The sequence below is a fragment of the Janthinobacterium sp. GW821-FHT03C10 genome (assembly GCF_059420865.1).
In genome coordinates this window covers 442,596-465,167 of the sequence record NZ_JBWKUN010000001.1, presented here as the reverse complement: position 1 = coordinate 465,167, position 22,572 = coordinate 442,596, and the positions used below count along the sequence as shown (strand labels likewise).

18 protein-coding genes are annotated in these 22,572 nt (G+C 66.0%); 5 read left to right on the top strand and 13 right to left on the bottom strand.

Annotated elements, in window-relative coordinates:
• Positions 1-32: 32 nt before the first annotated feature.
• The 6 genes from AC07VH_RS01780 to AC07VH_RS01755 all read right to left on the bottom strand — a co-directional run bounded on the left by AC07VH_RS01780 (position 33) and on the right by AC07VH_RS01755 (position 9,922).
• Complete coding sequence (locus tag AC07VH_RS01780; protein ID WP_494786564.1) at positions 33-1,433, bottom strand: TolC family protein; 1,401 nt, start codon at positions 1,431-1,433, stop codon at positions 33-35.
• The gene (locus tag AC07VH_RS01775) at positions 1,423-2,766 is read right to left on the bottom strand and encodes an HlyD family type I secretion periplasmic adaptor subunit (RefSeq protein WP_494786563.1); all 1,344 of its coding nucleotides are present in this window, start codon (positions 2,764-2,766) and stop codon (positions 1,423-1,425) included. Before AC07VH_RS01775 ends, AC07VH_RS01780 begins: the two co-directional genes overlap by 11 nt.
• The gene (locus AC07VH_RS01770) at positions 2,763-4,961 is read right to left on the bottom strand and encodes a type I secretion system permease/ATPase (RefSeq protein WP_494786562.1); all 2,199 of its coding nucleotides are present in this window, start codon (positions 4,959-4,961) and stop codon (positions 2,763-2,765) included. The genes AC07VH_RS01775 and AC07VH_RS01770 overlap by 4 nt, the downstream gene beginning before the upstream one ends.
• A gap of 102 nt (positions 4,962-5,063) precedes the next feature.
• On the bottom strand, positions 5,064-8,087 hold the full coding sequence (locus AC07VH_RS01765) for a calcium-binding protein (protein ID WP_494786561.1): 3,024 nt from the start codon (positions 8,085-8,087) through the stop codon (positions 5,064-5,066).
• A gap of 306 nt (positions 8,088-8,393) precedes the next feature.
• Complete coding sequence (locus AC07VH_RS01760) at positions 8,394-9,032, bottom strand: DUF6000 family protein (RefSeq protein ID WP_494786560.1); 639 nt, start codon at positions 9,030-9,032, stop codon at positions 8,394-8,396.
• A complete protein-coding gene (locus tag AC07VH_RS01755) occupies positions 9,029-9,922 on the bottom strand; it encodes a LysR family transcriptional regulator (RefSeq protein WP_494786559.1) in 894 nt (297 codons plus the stop codon). Before AC07VH_RS01755 ends, AC07VH_RS01760 begins: the two co-directional genes overlap by 4 nt.
• A 110-nt stretch (positions 9,923-10,032) precedes the next feature.
• Here AC07VH_RS01755 and AC07VH_RS01750 point away from each other — a divergent pair, with 110 nt between their 5' ends.
• Positions 10,033-11,658, top strand: coding sequence for an MFS transporter (locus AC07VH_RS01750; protein WP_494786558.1), 1,626 nt, complete (start codon positions 10,033-10,035; stop codon positions 11,656-11,658).
• A 493-nt stretch (positions 11,659-12,151) separates the two neighbouring features.
• Here AC07VH_RS01750 and AC07VH_RS01745 read toward each other — a convergent pair whose 3' ends face one another.
• Positions 12,152-13,732, bottom strand: coding sequence for a methyl-accepting chemotaxis protein (locus AC07VH_RS01745; RefSeq protein ID WP_494786557.1), 1,581 nt, complete (start codon positions 13,730-13,732; stop codon positions 12,152-12,154).
• A gap of 267 nt (positions 13,733-13,999) precedes the next feature.
• Positions 14,000-14,434 (bottom strand): hotdog fold thioesterase, encoded by a 435-nt coding sequence (locus AC07VH_RS01740; RefSeq protein WP_489627460.1) that lies wholly within the window; start codon positions 14,432-14,434, stop codon positions 14,000-14,002.
• 142 nt (positions 14,435-14,576) lie between these two features.
• Here AC07VH_RS01740 and lpxO point away from each other — a divergent pair, with 142 nt between their 5' ends.
• The 3 genes from lpxO to fdx all read left to right on the top strand — a co-directional run bounded on the left by lpxO (position 14,577) and on the right by fdx (position 16,354).
• On the top strand, positions 14,577-15,476 hold the full coding sequence (gene lpxO, locus AC07VH_RS01735; RefSeq protein ID WP_070218708.1) for a lipid A hydroxylase LpxO: 900 nt from the start codon (positions 14,577-14,579) through the stop codon (positions 15,474-15,476).
• Between the two features lie 85 nt (positions 15,477-15,561).
• Positions 15,562-15,960 carry a DUF6331 family protein gene (locus AC07VH_RS01730; RefSeq protein WP_494786556.1) on the top strand — a complete coding sequence of 133 codons (399 nt, stop codon included), beginning with the start codon at positions 15,562-15,564 and terminating at the stop codon, positions 15,958-15,960.
• 61 nt (positions 15,961-16,021) lie between these two features.
• Positions 16,022-16,354 carry an ISC system 2Fe-2S type ferredoxin gene (gene fdx / locus AC07VH_RS01725; RefSeq protein WP_494786555.1) on the top strand — a complete coding sequence of 111 codons (333 nt, stop codon included), beginning with the start codon at positions 16,022-16,024 and terminating at the stop codon, positions 16,352-16,354.
• 45 nt (positions 16,355-16,399) lie between these two features.
• Here fdx and AC07VH_RS01720 read toward each other — a convergent pair whose 3' ends face one another.
• On the bottom strand, positions 16,400-18,445 hold the full coding sequence (locus AC07VH_RS01720) for a M13 family metallopeptidase (RefSeq protein WP_494786554.1): 2,046 nt from the start codon (positions 18,443-18,445) through the stop codon (positions 16,400-16,402).
• A gap of 191 nt (positions 18,446-18,636) precedes the next feature.
• Between AC07VH_RS01720 and AC07VH_RS01715 the strand changes: the two genes are divergently transcribed.
• On the top strand, positions 18,637-18,873 hold the full coding sequence (locus AC07VH_RS01715) for a DUF7661 family protein (RefSeq protein WP_494786553.1): 237 nt from the start codon (positions 18,637-18,639) through the stop codon (positions 18,871-18,873).
• A gap of 23 nt (positions 18,874-18,896) precedes the next feature.
• On the opposite strand, the gene AC07VH_RS01710 is transcribed toward AC07VH_RS01715, so the two are convergent.
• The 4 genes from AC07VH_RS01710 to prsR all read right to left on the bottom strand — a co-directional run bounded on the left by AC07VH_RS01710 (position 18,897) and on the right by prsR (position 22,566).
• Positions 18,897-19,466, bottom strand: coding sequence for a DUF1439 domain-containing protein (locus tag AC07VH_RS01710; RefSeq protein WP_475416377.1), 570 nt, complete (start codon positions 19,464-19,466; stop codon positions 18,897-18,899).
• A 227-nt stretch (positions 19,467-19,693) separates the two neighbouring features.
• Complete coding sequence (locus tag AC07VH_RS01705; RefSeq protein WP_494786552.1) at positions 19,694-20,626, bottom strand: hypothetical protein; 933 nt, start codon at positions 20,624-20,626, stop codon at positions 19,694-19,696.
• A 35-nt stretch (positions 20,627-20,661) separates the two neighbouring features.
• Entirely contained in the window at positions 20,662-21,105 is a 444-nt protein-coding gene (locus tag AC07VH_RS01700) for a hemerythrin domain-containing protein (RefSeq protein ID WP_494786551.1), read from the bottom strand.
• A 105-nt stretch (positions 21,106-21,210) separates the two neighbouring features.
• The gene (gene prsR, locus AC07VH_RS01695; RefSeq protein ID WP_494786550.1) at positions 21,211-22,566 is read right to left on the bottom strand and encodes a PEP-CTERM-box response regulator transcription factor; all 1,356 of its coding nucleotides are present in this window, start codon (positions 22,564-22,566) and stop codon (positions 21,211-21,213) included.
• Positions 22,567-22,572: the final 6 nt, after the last annotated feature.

The window sequence follows — 22,572 nt, the reverse complement described above, 5'->3', positions numbered from 1 at the left end:
GGCCGGTGTATGGATTAGCCCCTCTAATATAGTCACAATTGCGCCGCCGGGGCGCGCAATTTGCCGCCGCCTTGCGCGACGTCGTCGCGTCCCAGGATGCCGGCGCTGGCCAGCAGCCGCAGGCGGGCCGAGCGCCATTCCGCCTGGCAACGGATGCGCTCCTGCCGCGCCTCGAGCAGCGCCGACTGCGTGTTCAGCATTTCCAGGATATCGGCCGCGCCCAGGCCGAACTTGCGCCGCACGCTGGCCAGCGCGTCCTGCGCCGCATCCAGCCACGCTTGCGAGGCGGCCAGGTTGGCCAGCGCCGTGCTGGCATCCGCATGCGCTTTCACCAGTTCCATCAGGGTCTGCTGCCGCACTTCCTCAGCCTCGGCTTCCCTTTGCCCGGCCTGCGCCTGCGCGCCGCGCACCTTGTAGTGGCGCGCAAAACCGTCGAACAGGGGGATGTTGAGCGAGATGCCTACCAGGGTTTCGCGCGTGGAGGCCGGCGACAAGCCCTGGTTCGGACGGCCGTTCTGGTAGAGATTGGCCGTCAGGTCGATGCTGGGGCGGCCCTCCGAGCGGGCAATGTCCACCCGATCGCGCGCCGCCGCCAGCTGCGCCTGCGCCGCCAGGATGGCCGGGTGGCGCTCCCTGGCCCTTGCCAGCCAGGCGTGCAGCTCATCCTGCAAGCCCTCGCGCAGGCCCGCCGCCGCGCCGTCCGCGTCCTCGTCCAGGGTCACGCCCGCATCGGCCGGCAAGCCCAGGGTGTAAATGAGCACCGCGCGCGCCTTGTGGAACTCGCCGTCGGCGCGGCTGGCGCCCAGGGCCGCCTTGGCCAGGGCGCTGGCCGCCTGCAGGGTGTCGCTGTGCGAGCCGAGACCCCGCTGGGCGCGGCGCTGCGTGGCCTGCACCGTTTCATTGGCCAGCGCCTGGTATTCCTGCCGCATGCGCACGCTGGCGCGCGCCGTCTGCGCCTCGAAATACGCGCTGACCGTCGCCGCCAGGGTCTGTTGCAGCACGGCGTCGCGGTTGGCCAGGGCCGCGTCCAGCATGGCTTGCGCGGAACGCTGGCCCGCCGCGCGCCCGCCGAAGTCGAACAGGCGCCAGGACAGGCTCAGCGAACCCGTATTGCTGTTCAGGCTGCCGGACGGCGTGTCCGCGCCCGGATAGGCGGTGCGGTCGTGCACCCGGCTCAAGCCCCCATTCAGGGTGGGCAGGTAGGCAGCCCTGGCCTCGCCCACGCCGGCCGCCTGCAGCCGGATGCCGGCCCAGGCGCCGTGCACCTGCGCGTTGCGGCACAGGGCCAGGTCGACGGCCGCCGGCAAGGTCAACGGCACATGGCCCTCGTACGTGGACGGACATGGCGCGGCGTCCAGCATCTGCGCCCGGACTGGCGCGGCGGCCAGGAACAAACCGGCGGCGAAGAAAATGGCGGCGTGCCTAGCGTTCATGCAGCGCCTCCTTCTGGTGCCGCACCAGCGGCGAGAGCACATATTCGACCACCCTGCGCGTGCCCGTGCGGATTTCCGCGCGCACGGCCATGCCGGCCGACAGCGGCACCAATCTGCCGTCGATGACGATGGCCGGCTGGCGCAAGGTGATCCTGACGGCGTAGACAGGCCCCTTTTTTTCATCCTCGATGGCATCGCGCGAGACGCTGCTGACGACGGCGGGCACGGTGCCATACTTGGTGTAGTCGAAAGCGTCGATCTTGACGGCGACCGCCTGCCCTGCCTGCACAAAGCCCACGTCGCGGTTTTCCAGCATGGCGTCGATTTCCAGCCTGCCCTGGCGCGGCACGATCTGCATCAGCGCCTGCGCGGCCGGCACCACGCCGCCCACCGTATGCAGCTTGAGCTGCTGCACCGTGCCGTCGACGGGCGCCGTCAGGCGCAGCAGGCTGCCGCGGGCGCCAGCGCGGCGCGCATCCTGGCCGCTGGCCGCCGCCACCCTCGCCCCTTCCGCCAGCGCGTCGTAGGCGTCTTTCCGCGTCTGCGCCACCAGGGCCGCCCGTTCGCTGCGGGCCGACGCCAGTTGGCCGGCCAGGTCGATGCGCGCCTGCTCCTTGTCCAGCCACGCGTGTTCGGCCACGTCGCGCGTGGCCAGCAGCGCCCGGTAATCGCCGGCCCGCTGCGCCGCCAATGGCAGCGCCTGCGCGTAGCGGGCGATTTCGCCGTCGAGATGCGCCAGCCGGGCGCGAAAACTCGCGTACTGGCCATCCACGTGCGCCTGCGCGGCGGCGCGCTCCAGCGCGGATGCCTGCTCCGGCGCCGCCAGCTTCGGCGGCGCGTGCGTATCGACGGCGGCGATCAGCGCGCGCGCGCGGGCCATCTGCAGCGCAGCCGCCACGGCGTCGCCGGCCGCCTTGTCGCGCTCGGCGTCCGGCCCCCGGCTGTCGAGTTCCACCAGCAGCTGGCCCGCCTGCACGGCCTGCCCCTCGCGCACGTGCAGGGCGCGCACGGCGGCCACGTCGACGGAAGCGATGGTCTTGGTGTTACCGGATGGAATGATCTTGCCCGCCGCATGCACGATGATGTCGACCTTGCCGAAGACGGCCCACAGCACCACGCAGCCGACCAGCAGCATCAGCACCCTGGCGGTGAGGCGCAGCGACGGCGACACGGGCCGTTCCTGCAGCGCCAGCGCGGCCGGCAGGAAGCCCGCCTCGTCTTCGCTGAGCACGGGGCCGCCCAGGGTGGCGCGGCTTTGCCAGCTATGCCGCAACACCTGGGCATAACGTTTCAATAACTCGCCATACGCGGCGAGACGGTGGCCGGCGCTCATGTTGCGTCCCCTGTTGCGCTCCCGGCGCCGCCCTGCTGCAGGCTGTACAAATGGGCGTAGATGCCGCCCGGCCGTTTCAGCAGCACGTCGTGGCTGCCCAGTTCCGCCACCTGCCCCCGCTCCATGACGACGATGCGGTGCGCTTCGCGCACGGCCGACAGGCGGTGGGCGATGATGAGTACCGTGCGCCCCGCGCAAATGCCGCGCATATTATCCTGGATAATCTTTTCCGACTCGTAGTCGAGCGCGCTCGTCGCCTCGTCAAAAATCAGGATGCGCGGGTCGCCGATCAGGGCGCGGGCGATGGCGATGCGCTGGCGCTGGCCGCCCGACAAGCCCGTGCCGTGCTCGCCCACCATGGTGTCGTAGCCTTCCGGCAGCTCGCAGATAAAATCGTGGGCGCCTGCCAGTTTCGCCACGGCAATGACCGCCTCGATGGGCAGCGCCGGGTCGCTGAGGGCGATGTTGTCGCGCACGGAGCGGTTGAACAGGATGTTTTCCTGCAGCACCACGCCGATCTGGCGCCGCAGCGACGCCGTGTCGATGACGGCGATGTCCTGCCCGTCGATCAGCACCTTGCCCCGCTCGGGGATGTACAGGCGCTGCGCCAGCCGCGTCAGGGTGCTCTTGCCGGAGCCGGAACGCCCGACGATGCCGATCACCTCGCCGGGCGCGATGGCGATCGACACCTCGCGCAGCACCTCGGCCGCGTCCGGCCGGTAGCGGAAACCCACCTGCTGGAAGTCGATGGCGCCGGCGATGCGCGGCAGGCGCGCCTTCTGGCTGCCCGCGTTTTGGCTGCCCGCTTCCGTGCGGGCGTTGAGGATGTCGCCGAGCCGGCTCATGGAAATGCCCACTTGCTGGAAATCGTTCCACAGCTGCGCCAGGCGCAGGATGGGCGAGGCCACCTGCCCCGCCAGCATATTGAAGGCCACCAGCTCGCCCACCGTCATCCTGCCGTCAATGACGAGGGTGGCGCCCCACCACATGATGGCCGCCGTCACCAGCTTGCTCACCAGGGTGACGCCGCCGCTGGCCAGCATGCCGATGTTGTTCGCGGACAGGCCGGCCGACACATAGCCGGCCAGCTGCCTTTCCCACTGCTGCTGCCAGCGCGGTTCCACGGCCATGGCCTTGACGGTATCGACGCCGCTGATGGTTTCAACCAGAAAAGACTGGTTTTCCGCGCTGCGGTTGAATTTCTCGTTCAAGCGCCCCCGCAGCACGGGCGTGAGCAGCATTGACAGGGCCGCATAGACGGGGATCGACGCGAGCACGACGACGCTGAGCGCGGCGCTGTACCACAGCATCGCGGCGATGAAGATGAAGGAAAACAGCAGGTCGAGCACCAGGGTCATGGCGTTGCCGGTAAGAAAAGAGCGGATGTTTTCCAGTTCATGGATGCGCGCCACGGAATCGCCCACGCGGCGCGCCTGGAAATACGCGATCGGCAAGGCCAGCAAGTGGCGGAACAGGCGCGCGCCCAGTTCCACGTCGATCTTGCTGCTGGTGCGCGCGAAAACATAGGTGCGGATGAGGCCCAGCGCCGCCTCGAAGACGATGGCGCAGACCAGGCCGATGGCCACCACGTTCAAGGTCTGCATGGCGTGGTTGACCAGCACCTTGTCCATCACCACCTGGAAAAACAGGGGCGTGGCCAGGCCGATCAATTGCAGCACGAAGGAAATGAGCAGCACTTCGCCCAGCAGCCTGCGGTATTTGACGATGGCGGGGATGAACCAGCTGAAGTCGAAGCGGGCCGTCTCGCCCGCATAGCTGGCCTTGCTGGTAAAAAAGATCAGTTCGCCCGACCAGGCGGCGAGGAAAGCGTCGCGGCCGAGGATCTGCGGCGGCTGGCCCGGATGCTGGATCAGCACCTTGCTCACGGCGCCGTCGCTGCTGTCGACCTTGCCGAGGATAAAGAAACGCCCGTCGTGACCGATGGCGATGGCGGGCAGCGGCGCTTGCGCCAGCCGTTGCGGCGCCTGGCACACCAGCTTGGCCGTCAGGCCCAGCCCTTTCGCGGCCAGCAGGACGGTTTGGCGCGTAAACACGGCCTGGCCGAAAGCGTGCTTGAGCTGGGCGCCATCGGCGGCGATGCCGTGCAGGCTGGCCATCAGCAGCAGCGACAGCAGGCCCGTGTCGGGCGCGGGTTCGGTGGACGAGGTAGCGTGGCGATATGGAAGTGCGGTCATCGGATCATGTCGGAAATCAATGGCGCAGCTAGGCCGGCACGTGCAAGGCCGGCCCGGCTGCGCGGGGGTGGAACTACGTGCTCAAGCGATCAACGTAAGCGATCAATGCGCTGCCGCCAGCTGGATCTGCGTCGACGGGTTGCCGTGGCCGGACCAGGGCGCCGATGCGGCGGCCGGCACGGCAAAACCGGCCATGGCCTGCACCAGCTGCGCCGGATCCGCTTGCCAGGCAGCGGATCCGCCCTGGCTGGCCACGCCGAATTGCTGCGCAGCACGCCAGTTCTGCGCCAGCGCAGGCGCCAGGATGGCAGCCGTGGATGCAGGCAAGGTCAGCTGGCCGGCCGGCGGCGGCGTCAGGCCCGCCATCGCCTGCACGAGGTTTTGCACATTGCCACCCAGCAAGACGCGGCCATCGGCCGTGCGGAATTCCTCGATGCGCCGCAAGGTGCTCTCGTACCAGCCCGTGACCGTGACCTTGTCGCCCGTGCCGATGGTGCTCACTTCCAGGGCCGTGCCCACCTGGCGGAACCACAGCTGCTCGGCGCTGACGCCGGCCAGGAAGGCCACCACGTCGCGGCTGCCCGCCTCGTCCGCCTCGTTGATCACGTCAACGCCGTCGCCGCGGGCGAAGACATAGGTGTCGTTGCCCAGCGCGCCGGACAGGATGTCGTCGCCCTTGCCGCCTTGCAAGGTATCGTTGCCGAGACCGCCCACAAAGATATTCTTGAGCTCATTGCCCGTCAGCACGTCATCGAACTTGCTGCCGATGACCGCATTGAAGTTGGCCACCACGTCCACGCCCGGACGCGCCGCCAAGGCAGCGCCGACGGGCGCGAAGGCCACCGTCGCGCCCGTGCCGGCATTGAGATAATTGAGCGTGTTGCCTGCGCCGGCGCCATCGAGCACGTTGCCGCCAGGGGTATCGACGAAAAACACGTTGTTGGTGTAGGCGCTGCCCGTCACTGCCAGGCCGGGGCCGCTGAGGCGCACGTACTCGACGTTGTCGGCCACCGTGTAGCTGACGCTGGTGTACACGGTGTCGGTGCCGCCGTTGCCCCGCTCCACGATGAAGTCGCCGCTGTGATTGACGTAATAGGTATCGTTGCCGCCCAGCCCTTCCATCAGGTCGGCGCCCGCCGTGCCGTTGATGACGTCGGCATTCGCCGTGCCGACAAAGGTTTGTCCCGTCGGCTGCGTGGGACCGTTGAAGTGCCAGGCCTGTGCCAGCACGGGCGCCAGGGCGGCGGCGGTGCCTGCCGGCAAGGTCAGCTGGCCCAGCGGCGGCGGCGCCAGGTTCGCCATCGCCTGCACCAGCAATTGCACGTCCGCACCGCGCAGGATGTGGCCGGCAGCCGTGCGGAATTCCTCGATGTTCGGCGTGGCCGCATTCCAGCCGCGGATGGTGATCTTGTCCGTGGTGCCGATGGTGCTCACTTCCAGGTCCGTGCCCACCTGGCGGAACCACAGCTGGTCGATGTTGATGCCGGCCAGAAAGGCGATGGCATCATAATTGGCTTCTGCAGCCGTTTCGACAATGAGGTCGTTGCCGTCGCCACGGGCGAAGACATAGATATCGTCGCCCAGGCCGCCGGTCAGCAGGTCGTCGCCCTTGCCGCCTTGCAAGGTGTCGTTGCCGAGGCCGCCGGACAGGGCATTTGCCCGCTCGTTGCCGGACAGCACGTCGTCATAGGCGCTGCCTTCCACGCTACTGAAATTGACCAGCACGTCGCTGCCAGGCAGCGCCGTGGGCGTGCCATGGATGGAGTAGAGGGTAGCCACCGCGCCCGTCTGGGAACCGGCATAGCTGGCAACATTATCCAGCCCGGCGCCCAGCAGCACGTTGCTGCCGCTGACGTCGACATGGAAGCGCTGGTCGCTGTTGCTGCCGGACACGGTCAGGCCGGCCGCGCTGATGTGCACCTCTTCGATATGCTCGGCCACCGTGTAGTTGGCGCTGACATAGACGGTATCGCGTCCGCCGCCAGCCTGTTCAACCACCACGTCGCCGCTGTGGTTGACATAATAAATGTCGTCGCCGGCCAGGCCCGTCATCACGTCGGCGCCCGCCGTGCCCTTGATGATGTCCGGGTTCGCCGTGCCGGTGAAAGTGCCATTGCTGGGCTGGTTCGGTCCTTCCGTGCGCCAGTTCTGCGCCAGCGCCGGCGCCAGAGCGGCGGCGGTCGCCGCTGGCAGGGTCAGCTGGCCGGCCGGCGGCATCGCCAGCCCTGCCATCGCCTGCACCAGCTTGTGCACGTCGCTGCCCAGCAGCACGCGGCCTTCGGCCGTGCGGAACTCCTGAATGCGCGGCGCCGCACTGGCAAACCAGGCGTTGACGGTGATCTTGTCGCCGGTGCCGATGGTGCTTACTTCCAGCGCCGTGCCCACCTGGCGGAACCACAGCTGATCGGCGTTGACGCCGGCCAGGAAGGAGACCACGTTATGGCTGCCCGCCTCTTCCCCTTCAACGATCACGTCGGCGCCGTCGCCGCGCGCGAAGATATACGTGTCGTTGCCCTGCATGCCCGCCAGCGTGTCGTCGCCCTTGCCGCCGCGTAGGACATCGTTGCCAAAACCGCCCACGAGGGCGTTTTTGAGCTCGTTGCCGGTCAAGACATCGTCGAGCTTGCTGCCGACGATGTTGGCGATATTGAGCAGCACGTCGCTGCCGGGAGGCGCGCTCACCGGGCCGTTCGCCCCGGACAGGGTGGCCGTCACGCCCGTGGCGGAAGCGGCGTAGTTGACCGCGTTGCCCGTGCCGCCGCCATCGATCCTGTTGCCGCCGGCCACATCGACGAAAAAGACGTTATTCGTGTTGGCGCTGCCCGTCACGCTCAGCCCGGCGGCAGTCAGGTACACGCTCTCCACATTGTCGGGCAAGGTGTAATTCACGCTGGTGTACACCTTGTCGCTGCCGCCGTTGGCCAGCTCGACGATCACGTCGCCGCTGTGGTTGACGTAATACGTATCGTCGCCCGCCAGTCCCTCGAGCACGTCGGCGCCCGTGGTGCCGCTGAGCACATCGGCGTTCGCCGTGCCCACGAAACGCTGCGGGGCCGCCAGCGCAGAGCTGTTCAGGTAAGCCTCGACGGCGGAGACGTTGGTGTCAGATGCAATTTTTTCAGTCATGTTGCAGTTTCCTGTCGTTAAACTTCAAAACCAAGGGTGAATATGTCGGCGCAAGCTGACATGCAAGGCAAAAGTCCCGGCCGCATCCACTTGCAGTTCAGCGTGCACCTTCAACGGTCCGGCTCTTTCGGCGCATGGACGGCGCGCGCTTGAGCGCCGCCTCGCATGCACCCCCTACTGACGCGCAAGCGGACGACACACTGTTATTTGTCATGCAAATGTCACACTGGTGGCAGGAAGCGCAACGGCGGGAGAAGGAAGAGAAAGAAGAAAGGCGCGCGCAGGCGCGTCCGGTGCGGCTGGCGCTTATTTGCCGGGCGCCCCGGCCTGCAAGGCGCGCAGGGTGGCCATGCGGCCGGTAAACAGCGCGCGTGCATCGTCCAGCGCCAGACCCGGCCGGCTGGCGGCGAAACCGGCCCAGGCTGGCGCGTGGCGCGCCGCCTCATTCCGGCCGTGCTGGCCATCGAGCCAGGCGATGGCAGCCATGGCTTGTTCCTGATCAAAGTACAGCTGCGGCTGGCGCAGGTAATGCTCAAGATAGCGGTGCAGGTAGTCGCGGCTGGCGGGCGTGTCGAAAACGGCCAGCGCCAGGCAATAGGCGCTGCCCGCGTAGCAGACCTCGCTGGCCAGCAGCAGGCCGCCCAGCTGGTCCGTGAAGGCGCCCTGCCCGGTCAATGCGGCCAGGTAGGCGCCCGCCGTGCGGCTGCGCCAGTCGAATTGCCCCAGCAGGCGGGCGATGAGAGCGGCGTCGACCTGCGCCAGCCGCGCCACGCATGCGCTCGCCTGGGGCTGGTGCAGACCCATGTACAGGGGCCGCACCCAGTCGTCGCGCAGGGCCGCCGTCAGTGCTTCCTGCGGCGGCAGCGGCGCGATGCCGAACGGGTGGGCGTGGCGCACGATGGCGCCGGCCACGTGGCGCCGCAGGGCGGCGTTGTCATCGCTCAAGGCCAGCCTCCAAAAGTACGCTCCTGTAACTGTTCCACCAAGAAATCGATGAACACGCGCAGGCGCGGCGGCAGGTGCTGGCTGGCCGGCCACAGCAGCCAGAACGCCGTGCGCGCCTGCGTATGCGCGTCCAGCAGCGAGACCAGCTGCCCCGCCGCCAACTCGCGCTGCACGGCAAAGGCCGGCAGGTAGGCGATGCCCTGCCCCTGCACGGCCAGGAAGACACGCATTTCCACGCTGTTGCAGACCATGCCCGGCGCCGGTTGGGCAGCCTCATCCATCAGCGGCCACTGTTCCAGGCGGCCCGTGGCGGGAAAACGGTAGTGCAGGCGCTGGTGCCGCAGCAGTTCGGCACCGTCGGCGGGCCGGCCATGGCGCGCCAGGTAGGCGGGCGAGGCCACCAGCAGGCGGCGGAACGTGCACAGTTTGCGCCGCATCAAGCCCGAATCGGCCAGTTCGCCCGTGCGCACGGCCGCGTCAAAGCCGTCGCTGACGATGTTGACCATGGCGTCGGAGAAATCGAGATCGAGTTCGATGGCGGGATACGCCTGCATGAAGGCGGCGATGGCCGGTTCGAACAGGCCGCTGTAGCGTGGCAGGCTGATGCGCAGGCGGCCGCTCGGCGCGCCGCCCGATTCGCCCAGCTCGCGCTCGGCCGCTGCCACCTCGGCCAGGATGCGCTTGCAGCGCTGCAGGAATTTTTCTCCTTCGGCCGTCAGCGCCAGGTGCCGCGTGCTGCGCTGGAACAGCCGCGCGCCGAGCCGCGCTTCCATGCGCGCCACGCTCTTGCCCACGGCCGACGATGACAGGCCCAGCAGCCGGCCCGTGGCCGAAAAACTGCCGCTGTCGGCCACCTGCACGAACATGGCGATGCCTCCCAGGCTATCCATACGATTTTCCATTGAAGATATTCTTGTCCGATATGTTCGTCAGTTTAGCCCATTTTTCTTCAATGGCGGGCGCGCCATACTCGTCCCTCTTTCTTTCATATCCGACACCGATGCCCTTTTCTTCCCGCCTTTCTCTCCCGCTGCAAGTGCTGGCCGCCTGCCTGACGGGCTTGCTCATTCCCCTATGCTTCACGGGTCCGGCCGTGGCCTTGCCCGCCCTCGGCGCCGAACTGCACGGCAGCGCCGCCGCCCTGAACTGGGTCGTCAACGCATACATCCTCAGCTACGGCAGCGCCATGATGGTGGCGGGCAGCCTGACGGACGTGCTGGGACGGCGCCGCGTCTGGCTGGCGGGGCTGGCCCTGTTTTGCGCGGCCACCATTGCCATCGCCGGTGCGCCCTCGGTGGCATGGATCGCCGCACTGCGCTTCGTGCAGGGTCTGGGCGGCGCGGCCGCGTTCGCCGCCGCCATGTCGTCGCTGGCGCCCCTGTTCCACGGCGCGGCGCGCAGCCGCGTAATGAGCGTGCTGGGCACGACCTTCGGCCTGGGCCTGGCCTTCGGTCCGCTGGCGGCCGGCGCCATGCTGGCGCTGGCCCGCTGGCCCGCCATCTTTTACGCCACGGCCGCGCTGGGCGCCATCGGCATGCTGCTGCTGGTGGGGGGCAGCGTGCCGGCCGATGCGGCGCGCGGCAAGGGCCGCGTGGACTGGCCCGGCGCCATCAGCTTCAGCGCCGCGCTGGGCCTGCTGACCCTGGGCATGCTGCTGGCGCCCGAACACGGCTGGCGCAGCGGGGCCGTGCTGCTGTCCGTCGCCGCGTCCGTGCTGCTGTTTTTCATTTTTATCAGGATCGAACGCAGGACGGCGCAGCCCATGCTGGACTTGACCCTGTTCCGCCAGCGCCGCTTTGTCGCCGTGCAAGTGCTGGCCGCCTCGCCCGCCTTCCTGTTCATCGTGCTGATCGTCATGCTGCCGGGGCGTTTCATCGGCATCGACGGCATGTCCGCGCTGGCGGCGGGCCGTTTGATGGTGGCCCTGGCCGCGCCATTGCTGCTCGTGCCCGTGCTGGCGGCGCTGCTGTCGCGCTGGATCAGTGCCGGCATGCTGTGCGCGGCGGGATTGCTGCTGGCCGCGGCTGGCCTGGCCTGGCTGGCGCAGGTGCTGGGCCATGGCAGCGGCGCCGCCCTGGCCGGCCCCCTGCTGCTGGTCGGCGCGGGCATCGGCTTGCCGTGGGGCTTGATGGATGGCATGGCCTTGAGCGTGGTGGAAACAGAGCGGGCCGGCATGGCGACGGGCATCTTCAATACCGTGCGCATCAGCGCCGACGGCGTGGCGCTGGCTATGGCGGGCGCCATGCTGGCCGGCCTGATCGCGGCGGCGCTGGCGCGGCAACTGCCCGCCGGTCTGCCCCTGCTGGCCGCCGCCAGCCGCGCCGCGCTTGGCGATATGCAACAGGCAACACAGCTGCTGGGCGGCCACGAAATACTGCTGCGCGCCAGCTACGACGCCGCCTTCCGCCAGTTGCTGCACGGCCTGGCGCTGCTGGCCGTTGCGCTGGCCGCGCTGCTGCCGTATTTGCTCAGGAAGAAAGAAAGGCGTCTAGGCGTCGAGGCCGTAGAACACGGCAACAAGGATGGCGATGTTGTTGCAGGCACGGGCAAAGGTCGTTGTCGCGTAGGCCACGGCCACAGTGGGCGCGCGGTAGCGCAGGTAGACAAAGCTGAACATGGCGCCTGAACCGAGCGCGACGATGGCGTGCAGCAAGCCGCCGCTGATGAAATGCACGATGGCCCACAGGATGGCGCCGATAAAGATGCTCAGCTGGCGGCTGGCACCCAGGCGCCTGAGGATTTCCAGCGGCAGCAATTGCCCGAGGAATGTTTCCAGGATGGGAGAATAGATGACGACCCAGAACACCAGCAGCGGCAGCGACATTTCCCGCTTGAACTTGGACAGGCCCGTGTGCGCGCCCCAGTATTCGGGCGGCAGCAGCCACTTGGTGAGGAACAGGATGGCAAAGCACAGCATGCAGGTGAGCAAGCCCCAGCCGAGACCGGCAAGGGCCAGCTGCAGCACGGGCGGCGCCGGCTTGTCGTCGTCCGGGCTGGATAGATCATGGCTGCTGCGCACTTGCATGAGTAGTCCTGGCGGTGATCCAGCGCTCATTGTAGCGCGGAATACGACTATTGGCGCATGGCTGCCGGCGCGCCGCGCCGCCGCGCCATCGGCGTCAGGCCGCCAGGCGCAGGCGGCCGTTCGGCGGCGGGGCCAGCTTGAAGATGCCCACTTCCTGTTCCAGCTGCGCCGCCTGCTGCTGCAGTTCGTGCGCGGCGGCGGCGGCCTGCTCGACCAGGGCCGCGTTTTGCTGGGTCACGCGGTCCATGTCGACGATGGCGCGGTTGACCTGCTCGATGCCGGCGCCCTGCTCCTGCGTGGCGTGGCTGATCTCGGCCATGATGCCCGTCACCCTGCCGATGCCGGCCACCACCTCATGCATGGTGGCACCGGCCTGCTCGACGAGCACCGTGCCCGTGCCCACCTTGCTGACGGAATCGTCGATCAGGGCCTTGATTTCGCGCGCGGCAGCGCTCGAGCGCTGCGCCAGGTTGCGCACTTCCGTCGCCACCACGGCAAAACCGCGCCCCTGCTCGCCCGCGCGCGCCGCTTCCACGGCCGCGTTCAAGGCCAGGATGTTCGTCTGGAAGGCGATGCTGTCGATCACGCCGATGATGTCGACGATCTTGTTCGACGAGGCATTGATCAGGCTCATGGTATGCACCACTTCGGCCACGGCCTTGCCGCCCTGCTCCGACACCTTCGACGCCTCGCGCGCCAGGCGGTTCGCCTGCTGGGCGTTGTCCGCATTCTGGCGCACGGTGGAAATCAGTTCTTCCATTGATGACGCCACTTCCTCCAGCGAACCGGCCTGCTGCTCCGTGCGCTGCGACAGGTCGCGGTTGCCCGAGGCGATCTCGGTCGAGGCCGTGGCGATGCTTTCCGTGCCGTGCCTTACCTTGCCGACGATGGCGGCCAGGTTGTCGCGCATGGTCTTGATGGCGAACAACAAACTGCTGTCATCGCCGTGGCGCGTATGCACGTCGATGGCCAGCTCGCCCAGCGCGATGCGCCCGGCGATCGTGGCCGCATACGCGGGTTCGCCGCCCAGCTGGCGCAGCAGGCCCCGCGTGATGACGGTGGCGACCGCAATGCAAATGAGCACGCTGAGCGCGGCCAGCACGCCGATCCAGCGCAGCGACTGGCCGTAGATGGCGCGCGCGGCCACGCTGGCCTGCTCCGATTCGCGCTGCACGCTTTTCAGCACCGTATCGATGTCGGCGACGATCTGGCGCCGCAGGGGGCTGCATTCCTCGACGAGGAAGGTGCCGTACTGCTCCATCTGTCCCGTGGCGCGGAACTGGCGCGGACGCTGCAGTTCCTGCGCCATGGCTTTCAAGCCCGTGCTGACCTTCTCGAACTGCGCATCGCCGGCGAACCGCGGCGCCAGCTTCGCCAGCGCTTCCAGGTACAGCGCCTTCTGGCTGTCGAGGATGGCCAGTTCTTTTTCGGCGGCGGCCTGGTCATGGAAGATATACGCGTTGCGGGCGGCCAGGCCCGTCTGGTCGAGCGCTTCGCGCGCCACGTACAGCGGTTCGAGTTTTTCCAGCTGGACTTTTTCTTGCGCGTCCATGGCGCCGGAGATGGCGCCGATGCGCAGCAGCGCGAAGGCGGCCAGCACCAGCATCAGCAGCACCAGCAGCCCGAAGCCTGCGCTCAGGCGCGCGCCTATCGTCAAACGATTGAATGACATCATTGTTGTTATTGCCCTGTATAAAGTTGATTGTTGCCGGCTCCGCTAGAGCCAGCGATCTGCTCGCCGTCGTGTTGCCTTTCCCGCATGGCGCGGGATGGGTCTCTAACTGGCGTTTTTTGGGCAGTCAGCTTCTAATTTCGGGCAATGTCGCTGCGCGGGGAGAAACCCCGCGCCATACAACAGCACACTGAATTATAAGCGAACAGCGTTATGGATGATTCCACGCGCTCGCTTTTAGTGCCTTGATGCAAGTCAAGGAGCGCCGTGTCAGCCCGCGCCCGGGGCGTCGATGACGGCCATGGTGATGCGCGAAATGCAGCACAGCTTGCCGTCATCATCCGTGATGCGGATTTCCCAGACCTGGCTGGTGCGGCCACGGTGGATGGGCGTGGCGCGCCCCGTCACGTGGCCGCCGCGCACGCCGCGTACGTGGTTGGCGTTGATTTCCTGGCCCACGCTCACGTGGCGGCGGCTGTCCAGGCAGGCATTCGCGGCCATGCTGCCCAGGGTTTCGGCCAGCAGGACGGACGCGCCGCCATGCAGCAGCTTGAAAGGCTGCATGGTGCGGTGGTCGACGGGCATGGTCGCCTCGATCCAGTCGGGGCCGAAGGCCGAGAATTCGATGCCCAGGTGGCGCATGGCCGTGCCCTCGCTGGCGGCGTTGAGGGCGGCCAGGTCGAGCGGTGCGTGCCAGATTTCCATTGTTACCCCTTCAGTGATGAAATAAAGCCATTGTAGGACAGAGCGCCAGCGCGCGCCGCTTCATCTTTCCTTCACCGTGGCACGGGGTAGCCGGGGCATTAACTGGTTATAATTGCCCCATTCTTTCAAAACGAGGTTGTGTATGAAGTGGGCCTTGCTGGGCATTTTTGTGTTTTCTGTTTTACATATTCATTTTCGGGGCAAGGTGCGCCTGCCGTTTCGCCGCCAGATCTTCGATCACTCCTCGTTCATGGCGCCGCTGAACCTGTTCATGCACACCTTTTCCAAGGTGCCGGCCACGCCCTATCTGTCCGTCGATCAATTCCCGGAACTGGCACCGCTGCAGCAGAACTGGCAAATCATCCGCGATGAAGCGCTGCGCATGCAGGAAATGAAAAAGATCAAGGCGGCCGAGAAGAACAATGACGTGGGCTTCAATTCCTTCTTCAAGTATGGCTGGAAGCGTTTCTACCTGAAATGGTATGACGCGAACCACCCGTCGGCACAGCAGATGTGCCCGCAAACCTATGCGCTGCTGCAATCGATTCCCTCGATCAAGGCCGCCATGTTCGCGGAACTGCCGCAAGGCGGCAAGCTCAACCCGCACCGCGACCCGTTCGCCGGCTCGCTGCGCTACCACCTGGGCTTGCAGACGCCGAACGACGACCGCTGCTTCATCGACGTCGATGGCGAGCGCCACAGCTGGCGCGACGGCCAGGCCGTGATGTTCGATGAAACGTATATCCACTGGGCCCGCAACGATGCCGACAGCGACCGCATCATCCTGTTCTGCGACATCGAGCGCCCGATGCGCTACCGCTGGGCGCAAGGCTTGAACCGCTGGCTGGGCCGCACCCTGATGACGGCCGCCGCCTCGCCCAACGAACTGGGCGATCAGGTGGGCGGCGTGAGTAAATTGTTCCAGATTTCCTGGACCATGGGCCAGTACCGCCGCCGCTTCAAGGCGTGGAACAAGACGGCCTACCAGGTCACCCGCGTGGCGCTCGTGATTGGCATCATCGCGCTGATCTATTTTATTTAAGCGTCTTGCTTGCACCGCATTGGAAAACCGCCTTCGGGCGGTTTTTTTTATAATGCGATGCCACCGACCCGGAGAATGTTGAAAAATGACCGAACGCGACCGCCAGTACGACATCCAGATCGGCGACGATGCCTGGATCGAATTCATCGATCTTGACGGCCGCTATGACCAAGCGATCGACATCGATCCCTTGCTGGGGGAACTGTGGCAGATGATCTGCCTGCTGGAAACCCATTGTGTCGCCGGCTGCTGCGGTATGGATGCCTACGATTTTACGCGCGCAGCCATCGATACGGCCTTGCTGGAACTCGATCGCGCGCAGCTGCATGCCGCCTGCGCGCAGGCCAGGGCCGCCGTGACGGCGGTGGCCAGCGATGTCTTGACGAGCGCCACGATGAATCACTTTGCGGATAAACGCGTGTTCTTGCAATTGCTCGACCATCTCGACGCGTGCATCGTCGCACAGGATCGCGCAGGGGCTTGACCTTGCCAAGGCGGGAAGGTCCACAGTGACGGCATTGAAGGATAACCGAGGAGAATCCCGCATGCCAAAAATCACCGTCCTGCCCCATCCCGAGCTGGCCCCGAAAGGCGCCGTCTTCGACGCGCCGGGAAACATGAGCATTTGCGACGCCTTGCTGCTTCACAAGATAGACATCGAACATGCCTGCGGCCAGGTGGGCGCCTGTTCCACCTGCCACGTGGTCGTGGTGCAGGGTTTCGATTCGCTCAACGAGCTGGGCGACAATGAAGAAGACATGCTCGACCAGGCCTGGGGCTTGCAGCCCCACTCGCGCCTGTCGTGCCAGGCGCGCCTGGCCCAGGAAGACCTGACGGTGGAGCTGCCCCGGTACACGCTCAACCACGCCAAGGAATAGTCCCCGGCGCGGTTGCCCGACTGCCCTACGGCTTTACCACATGATTTACCACATGATCACGCGCTGCTCGGGCGGCAGGTACATCGGGTCGCCCGGCTTGATGCCGAACGCTTCATAGAAGCCGGGCTGGTTCTTGACCGTGCCCTTGGCGCGGAATTCGCCCGGCGAATGGGGGTCGCTCTTGATCTGGGCGATCGCCGCTTCCGGACGCAGTTTCGCGCGCCATTTTTGCGCAAAGCCGATGTACAGGCGCTGTTCGCCAGTCAAGCCGTCGATGACGGGCGAAGGCTTGCCGCCCAGCGAGCGCTGGTAAGCCTTGTAGGTGATCGACAGGCCGGAATTGTCGCCGATGTTCTCGCCCAGGGTCAGTTCGCCATTGATGTGGTAGCCAGGCACGGGGCTGTAGGCGCCGTATTGCTTGACGAGCCCGGCGGCCAGCGCCTTGAAGGCCGCGCGGTCCTGCGCCGTCCACCAGTTGCGCAGGCGGCCCTTGGCGTCATATTGGCTGCCGGAATCGTCGAAGGCATGGCTGATCTCATGGCCGAAAGTGATGCCCAGCAAGCCGTAATTGACGGCGTCTTCCGCTTTCACGTTGAAGAATGGCGGCTGCAAAATGGCGGCCGGGATCGTGATGGCGTTCAGCGCCGGGCTGTAGCTGGCGTTGACGGTTTGCGGCGTCATCGACCATTCGTCGCGGTCGACGGGCTTGCCCAGCTTGGCCAGGTTTTGCTGGCGGCTCCATACGCGCGAGGCGCGCACGTTGGCGATCAGGTCGTTCGGCTGCGTCTGCATGCTGCTGTAGTCGCGCCAGGTATCCGGGTACGCGATCTTCGGTTTCAGGGCGGCCAGCTTGAGCTGCGCTTCCTTCTTGGTTTCCGGGCCCATCCAGTCCAGCTGCTCGATGCCATCCTTGAACGAGGCGACGAAATTGTCGAACATGGCCATCACGCGGGGCCGGGTTTCCGGCGGCAGATACATGTCCACGTAGCGCTTGCCGACGGCGTCGCTGATGGCGTTATCCGTGAAGCGGAGCGCCAGCTGCCACTGCGGTTCGCTTTGCGGCACGCCGCGCAGCACCGTGCCGTCGAAGGCGAAACGCTCCTTGACGGTGGCGCTGTCCAGGTAGGAAGCATAGCTTTCGATGATGCGCCAGTTCAGGTAGCTCTTCCACGATGCCAGCGGCACGGCGGCCACGGTCTCGGAGAAGCCTGTCATGAAGCTGGGCTGGCGCACCACGGCCGAGCTTTCCTTTTTCGCCAGGCCGGCGGCGGCAAAGTAGGCGTTCCAGTCGAAGGCGGGCGCCAGCGCCGTGAACTTGTCGAAATCGACGCGGTTGTACGATTTGACGGGGTCGCGCATCTGCACGCGCGTCCACTGCACGGCCGCCAGGCGCGTTTCGATGTCGAGGATCTGCGCCGCGTGTTCGGCCGCGGCCTTGTCGCCGCTCATGGCCAGCATGGTCTCGATATGCTTGAGGTATTTGGCGCGCACGGCTTGCAGCTTGGCATCGTCTTGCTTCAGGTAGTAATCGCGGTCGGGCAAGCCCAGGCCGGACTGGCTGATGTTGACCGTGTAGCGCTCGGGATCTTGCGCATCGGGCGCCACATAGGCGGAAAACGGCGTCTGGATGCCATTGCCTTGCAAATAAGCAAACAGCGCCGGCAAGTCCTTCTTGTCCTTGATGGCGGCAACGCGGGCCAGCTCGGCCTTCAATGGCTTGAAGCCGGCCGCATCGCGCGCCTTGTCGTTCATGAAACTCGTGTACAGGTCGGCGATCTTGTGCGCCTCGCTGCCGGGCTTGCCGGGGTTCTTGACGGTGGCGTCGATCAGGCCGCGCAGCTGGCCTTGCGCGATTTCGCGCAATTCGATATACGTGCCCCAGACGGATTTGTCGGCCGGGATTTCCGTATTGCGGGTCCACACGCCATTGACGTAGCCGTAGAAATCATCCTTGGGGCTGACTGCGGGGTCCAGGGTTTTCAGGTCGATGCCGGAGACGGGCGCGGCAGCATTGGTGGCTTGGGCGTACAACGACGGCGAGGAGAAGGCGAACAAGGCGCAGCAGGCGGCGCTGATGAGTGAACGTTTCACGAAGATTCCTTTAATTGTTTTAACTTCATGTTGGGGAACATGCTGTGTCCAGGCATGGGAGGCAGGATTATAGTCGGCCTGCTGGCGGGGAAACAATGTCCATTAAATAAGTCTAGTGTTCCGATGGGCAAATGTTACTATGCCGCAATACGGCCTATCTATTCGTCTGTCTCTCGGACTGGAGGAGTTTGATGCAGGAATTCAAATTCAATGTTTTCGGCACCCTGATCGCCATCCGCGGCAATCCCGGTGCGTGGCGCGCATACTATCTCGGCGCGGAAGGCAAGCGCAGGCCCGCCGATTTCATCGTCCCCGACGATATCAGCGCCGACGCGCTGTGCGACTACCTGGCAGACCTGTTCCATGAAGAGGCGACGCCGCGCAATAACACGGCCACGCGGCTCACCACGCCCGCATTCCAGGCCTGAGCTACTTCACCGCTACTTCACCGCTACTTCACCGGCTCGAACGTCACCGTCAAGCCATTGCCCGTGGTCCTGAGCTGCGTGGGCACGAATTGCACGCCCGCGTAACGCAGTTCGTCGGGCTTGAACGTGTAGATCGGCGTTTCATGCATGAGCTGGTCGGCCACCAGGCTGGCGACCTTGGCGAACTGGCGCTGCTGCGACTCGTCCATGCCGTCGATGCTCACCTTGTCCACGCTCGCTTCGCTCAGGTACACGGCGTTGCGCTGGGCGTCGAGCACGAGCCGGCCCGACATGGCCAGGCTGCCGCGCCAGGTCTGGCGGATGAACGGCGGCATCACGCTGGCGTCCACGCTCAAGGCCACCCGTTCGCGCTCGGGCTGCAGGGACAGTTGCGGATGGGTCAGCTTGACGTCCAGCACGGACAGCACCCGTTTATCGATGGGAAAGCGGCGCTCCAGGCCTTGCTGCATCTTGCTGAGCGACACATTCACGTCGCGCGGGCCGATCAGGGTGGAACACGCGGCCAGCATCGTGCAGGCAAAGGCGGCAATGGCTGCGGTTTTCAGCAAGGGACGGATGGTGCTCACGTTCATGGATAGTCTCGGTGGAAAGATGGCGCCATCTTACACATGCGGCCGCTTTCACGCAAAAACCGGCGCCCACCTTGCAGCGGGCGCCGGTTTTTCTCATGTCGGCCTGGTCTGGGCCTTGTCAGCGGACGAACAGGGCAATCAGTATGACGATGGGCAATGGAATGCCCAACAGCAGCAAGAGGATGGAACGCATGGCAGACTCCTTGATTTATATGATAGGTAGGGGTTCAGATGGTGACGTGGCGCAGCACGCGCTCATGGTCGCGCTGGCGGCCGCCGAACGTTGCCGCCAGGCTGGCCACGAAAGCGCCCAGCAGCAAGGCGACGAACATCCACAGGGCCGTGTGGGCGCCGGCCTTGCGGGCCGTTTCCGCCGCTTGCTGGGCGGCAGCCTTCGTATCGGCGGCGGCTTTCACGGCGCGGCCGTAGACGGCATCGACGCGTGCTTCCGCTTCAGCCTGCGTCAAGCCCGTGCGGCTGGCCACGACCTGGCCCAGGTAGGCACGGTCATCGGCGGCCAGGCTGCCCTTGGACAGGCTGGTGGCGAAGATCTTGCCGATTTCCATGCGCTGGTCGGCGCCCGTCACGCCCGGGTTCGCCATCGCGGGCATGCCGGTGGCGGCAGCAGAAGCGGGTGCGGCGCGCAACAGCATGTCCGAGAAATAATCGAGGGGATCGGCGCTGCCGCCCTCGCCCGCCTTGGCGCCTGCCGCATTGCCTGCAACTGCCGCAGCCGGGGCCACTGCCGCCGCCACGCCGCTGCCCGCGTCGATGGCGCCGCTCAGGACGGCGCGCGTGCCGCCGGCCAGCACGGCCACGGTGATCAGGGTGGCCACGGCCCAGGCCAGCAAGCCGTGCGCCGTATCGCGGAAATGCACTTCATCCGTGTGGATGGCACTCCATTTCACGCGCAGACGGCCCGCCATGTAGCCGCCGATGCCGGAGGCGGCCAGTTGCATGAAGGCCAGCCAGACGATGGTCGACACGCCGATGGCCGTGGCATTGAACGACCACGGCGACACGGACGACAGGCCCAGGCCCACGCCGAGGATCAGCAAAATGAAGGACAGGGCCGCCGCCGCCGCGGCGCCCGCCAGCACGGCGCCCCAGGACACGCCCGGGTTGTTCAGGTCCGATACGGACAGTTGTGTAGCTTGCATGAAATACTCCCTTGGTTGTTGATTTTTTATGCCGTTCAGGCGGCGACGCCCGTCAGCTGTTCCTTGCGCGCAGCCATTTCCCGGCCCAGCGCATCGAGGTCGACGGCCGTATGGCGCACCTTGGGAAACATGTCGCCCTCTTCTTCCTTGACGTGGTGTTCGATCTGCTCGGACAGGACCTTGACCTTGGCGTCGTACAGGTCGTCGGCGGGGTCCATCGCGGCAATTTGCGCGATCAGTTCCTTGGCGCTCGCGTGCTCGACGAGGGCTTCATCCATCAGATCGCCGTCGTGGATGGGGCGGCGCACGGCCGGATAGAAGATTTCCTCTTCCAGCTGCGTGTGCACGGTCAGTTCCAGGCAGATCTGGTCGGCCAGCTTTTTCTTGGTGGCAAATGAGCGGTCGCTCAAGCCTTCATATTGGGCAAACAGGGCTTTGACGGCCTTATGGTCCTGCATTAATAAACTGATCGCATTCATGACGCCTCCTCGTTGTTGATGAGGCTAGGATGCGCCACGGCGGCGCCAGCGTATGTGCGTCGCCTTACACAATCTTGATATTTGATACACATCAGTATGCGCACGCTACTTGATGCCGTGATGGCCCATCAGGTCGTACAGCGTGGGCCGGCTCACGCCCAGCAGTTCGGCCGCCTTGGCGATATTGCCGTCGGCCCGCGCCAGCGCCCGCACCATCACCTTGTATTCGGCCCCTTCGCGGGCCTGGCGCAGGTTCAGCGGTTCATCCTGGGGCGCCGCCTGGGCGCTGGCGGGCAAGCCCAGGTCGTCGGCGGCGATCTGCGGGCCGTCGCTCATGATGACGGCCCGCTTGATGCAGTTTTCCACTTCGCGCACATTGCCGGGCCAGCCATAGCTTTCGATCAGCTGCAGCGCGCCCGCGCTGAAGTGCAGGCTGCCGCGCCCTTCGCTGGCGCAGAACTTGTTCTTGAAATGATGGGCCAGCAAGGCGGCATCGCCGGCCCGCTCGCGCAGGGGCGGAATGCGCAGGACGATTTCGCTGAGCCGGTAAAACAAGTCTTCGCGGAAACGTCCCTGCTCCGCCAGCACCTTTACATCCTGGTGCGTGGCGCAGACGATGCGCACGTCGACGGCGATCTCGGCCCGTCCGCCCACCCTTTCGATGATTCGCTCCTGCAGGAAGCGCAGCAGTTTCGCCTGCAGCGCCATCGGCATGTCGCCGATTTCATCGAGAAAGAAGGTGCCGCCGTGGGCCAGTTCGATCTTGCCCAGGGTTTGCCGCGCCGCGCCCGTAAACGCGCCCCGCTCGTAGCCGAACAACTCGCTTTCCAGCAGGTTTTCCGGGATGGCCGCGCAATTGATGGCGACGAAGCGTTGCGCATGGCGGCTCGACAGCGCATGCAAGCCCCGCGCAATCAGTTCCTTGCCGCTGCCCGAGTCGCCCAGCAGCATCACGCTGGCCGACGAGGGCGCCACCTTTTCCACGCTGCGGCACAGTTTCAGCATGCCGGGGTCGCGGCTGACGATGCCCGCCAGCGGCGAGTCGGCCTGCGTCTGCAGCATGCGGCGGTTTTCCTGCTGCATCGCGTGCAAATAGAACGCGCGGGCGATGACCAGGCCCAGCATGTCGGCATCGAACGGCTTCTGGTGGAAATCGTAGGCGCCCAGTGCGATGGCCTTCAAGGCATGCGCGCGCTCCTGGTTGCCCGAGAGGATGATGACTTTCGTCTCCGGCGCCAGCGCGAGGATTTGCTGCAGGGTGGCCAGGCCTTCCGTGGCGCCGTCCGGATCGGGCGGTAAGCCCAGGTCCATCGTCACGACGGCCGGCTGGTGGCGCCGCACCAGCGCCAGCGCCGCCTCGCGCTCGCCCGCCAGCAAGACCTCGTAACCATCGAAACTCCAGTGCAGCTGCTTTTGCAAGCCGGGATCGTCTTCGATGACCAGCAGTTTTTGTTTGCCCATGGCACT

Bases quoted from the DNA above. Each gene is read 5' to 3' on its own strand.
- AC07VH_RS01780 (WP_494786564.1), bottom strand. From the start codon at position 1,433: ATGAACGCTAGGCACGCCGCCATTTTCTTCGCCGCCGGTTTGTTCCTG.
- AC07VH_RS01775 (WP_494786563.1), bottom strand. From the start codon at position 2,766: ATGAGCGCCGGCCACCGTCTCGCCGCGTATGGCGAGTTATTGAAACGT.
- AC07VH_RS01770 (WP_494786562.1), bottom strand. From the start codon at position 4,961: ATGACCGCACTTCCATATCGCCACGCTACCTCGTCCACCGAACCCGCG.
- AC07VH_RS01765 (WP_494786561.1), bottom strand. From the start codon at position 8,087: ATGACTGAAAAAATTGCATCTGACACCAACGTCTCCGCCGTCGAGGCT.
- AC07VH_RS01755 (WP_494786559.1), bottom strand. From the start codon at position 9,922: ATGGATAGCCTGGGAGGCATCGCCATGTTCGTGCAGGTGGCCGACAGC.
- AC07VH_RS01750 (WP_494786558.1), top strand. From the start codon at position 10,033: ATGCCCTTTTCTTCCCGCCTTTCTCTCCCGCTGCAAGTGCTGGCCGCC.
- AC07VH_RS01745 (WP_494786557.1), bottom strand. From the start codon at position 13,732: ATGATGTCATTCAATCGTTTGACGATAGGCGCGCGCCTGAGCGCAGGC.
- AC07VH_RS01740 (WP_489627460.1), bottom strand. From the start codon at position 14,434: ATGGAAATCTGGCACGCACCGCTCGACCTGGCCGCCCTCAACGCCGCC.
- lpxO (WP_070218708.1), top strand. From the start codon at position 14,577: ATGAAGTGGGCCTTGCTGGGCATTTTTGTGTTTTCTGTTTTACATATT.
- AC07VH_RS01730 (WP_494786556.1), top strand. From the start codon at position 15,562: ATGACCGAACGCGACCGCCAGTACGACATCCAGATCGGCGACGATGCC.
- fdx (WP_494786555.1), top strand. From the start codon at position 16,022: ATGCCAAAAATCACCGTCCTGCCCCATCCCGAGCTGGCCCCGAAAGGC.
- AC07VH_RS01715 (WP_494786553.1), top strand. From the start codon at position 18,637: ATGCAGGAATTCAAATTCAATGTTTTCGGCACCCTGATCGCCATCCGC.
- AC07VH_RS01710 (WP_475416377.1), bottom strand. From the start codon at position 19,466: ATGAACGTGAGCACCATCCGTCCCTTGCTGAAAACCGCAGCCATTGCC.
- AC07VH_RS01705 (WP_494786552.1), bottom strand. From the start codon at position 20,626: ATGCAAGCTACACAACTGTCCGTATCGGACCTGAACAACCCGGGCGTG.
- AC07VH_RS01700 (WP_494786551.1), bottom strand. From the start codon at position 21,105: ATGAATGCGATCAGTTTATTAATGCAGGACCATAAGGCCGTCAAAGCC.
- prsR (WP_494786550.1), bottom strand. From the start codon at position 22,566: ATGGGCAAACAAAAACTGCTGGTCATCGAAGACGATCCCGGCTTGCAA.